The sequence below is a fragment of the Flavobacterium sp. genome, from assembly GCF_049318185.1.
In the GTDB taxonomy this organism is placed as follows: domain Bacteria; phylum Bacteroidota; class Bacteroidia; order Flavobacteriales; family Flavobacteriaceae; genus Flavobacterium.
In genome coordinates this window covers 1-2,040 of the sequence record NZ_JBMOGV010000213.1, presented here as the reverse complement: position 1 = coordinate 2,040, position 2,040 = coordinate 1, and the positions used below count along the sequence as shown (strand labels likewise).

The following is a 2,040-nucleotide window of genomic DNA, read 5'->3' as shown; positions in this document are numbered from 1 at the left end:
CGTAACTTGCTTCTATTGATAATTTGTTACCTTGTTGCGCTTCGATTTTAGTGACCGATAATATCATAAAAAAACAAAGAAAATATTTCATAATTTAAATTATAATTTTTTTGGGGTGGCTTATGTAAACCACCCCAAAAAATATTTTAAAATGTATTATAAGGCCATGTCCAACCAACATTCGCACCTCTTTCCGCTATTGCATCAAAATGAGGCCATCCGTGAGTAGGAGGTGGTGGCAAAAAGGAAAAATCACCACTAAACCCAAACCCTTGATCCAGAAATGATCCTCTAAAGTACGCATTTCTCGATATTTTTAACTGACGAATAATGTCATCTTGAGACTGTCTTGTAACTGAAAATCCAACTGTCCCACTAGCAGTAATTCCTGGTCTTGTCGGTGTGCTTGGTATAGATACTGTAGTTCCTAATGAGCCTTTGCTGCATCATATACCAAAGTCAATATCCTGCAATTCCATATAAGTAACAACCGGATAGATTACTCAGGGTTTATACCTGACAAATTAAGTATTACACCTCCGAAACGCATAGTCTCCTCCTACGTCGTAAGACTATGCGAGAGATGAAACCTATTTCAGGACTAGACAGAAAATCAACATATTGACAAAACGAGAGAGTTGTATTAAGTCCCTATGTGTGTCCGAACTAGATTTATTGAATTTTTTGTAGAATATTAGCTGTTTGATATTTTATGTTTGTCACAGTTTCGGAGGGAATTTTGGGTACCAACTCAATAATAGATCTTCCCCAATAAAGTGATTTGTCTTTTTGTTTTGTGTTAACATAAAATATGAATAAAGCAAATCTGTTCCTAAATGATTTCGGATTTATTAATACTGCTTCTCTATAAAACCTGTCAGCTAATTGTAGCTGGCCGTTGTCGAAATAAAGGTTTGCTAAAAGTAAAGCCGAATGGTCATTATAGATATATTTAATAGATTTTTCAAGGACTATGATTGCAGAATCGGTTTTGTTTAACTTAGCCAACTCCATTGCAAATGGGTAATAGATACTTCCGTCAACAATCATATCATTAGATAAGTCAGAATATATAGCAACGGATTTTCTTTTCAATCCTGCTTTTGACAAATTTTCTGCTTCTTTCATCTTATAATGTATATTCAGGTATTTATATCCAAGGAATAGTAAAAAAATTGAAAAGACTAAATAAAGTAAAAATTTAGCCCCTTGGAAAATGGGTTTTATAGTATCATTTACGGACTTAGATTCTTGTCTATTTGAGCCAAATACTATTGCTAGTGATAACAAGAAAAGCGGTAAAATACTTATTACTTGAAAGGGATAAGATAAAAGAGAGCTTGTTAAAAATGAAAAAATGCACAAATACGCTCCATATAAAATCGAATTTTCTTGCAATCCATTTGGTAAATCAGACTTGAGTTTTTTGCCAAGGGTTTTAATAAATATTAAAAGAACAGAAATTCCAATGATTCCAAGTTCTAAAATGAGTTGAAACGGGTCGTTGAAAGCGTAATAAGTATTGTCAGCAAGAAGTGCTTCACTATTATCTATAGGATGCTTTGAAAAATAATCACTTTGATAGTGATTGTACTGTGCTTTAAATTGACCGTAGCCTATACCAGTAAATAGTTGAATTTGATTAATAGAAGTAAGAATTACTTTGTAAATTAGGATTCTCCCGTTTGATGAATTTGCTTTTATAAAATAAAGAGAACATAGAAGAACAAAAGCGAATAATATCATTATTATTTTTCTTGAAAGAGAAATTTTTCTGAAATAATTAATATTTAAGATGAAAAGTGTTATTGAGAAACTTATAAAGCCTGCTCTTCCAGAAGAAAGAAATAAAATTAAGTAACAGAAGAAAACTATACTAAAAAGTAAAAGTAGACGATTTGTTTTCTTACTTATACAGTTTTGAATTAAAGATATTGTTACTGGTGCTAAAAAAGCAAACTGGCATGATAGTAATATTGATAAGATGCTATTATTTGGATAGAAGAAAACAGTTGGAATGGGCAGTGAAATTAAATATAG

1 protein-coding gene is annotated in these 2,040 nt (G+C 31.6%); it reads right to left on the bottom strand.

Going from position 1 to position 2,040, the window contains the following annotated elements; all coding sequences use genetic code 11:
* Positions 1-672: 672 nt before the first annotated feature.
* On the bottom strand, positions 673-2,040 hold a 1,368-nt coding region (locus ACOYLT_RS11685; RefSeq protein ID WP_422854014.1), incomplete at its 5' end, for an O-antigen ligase family protein.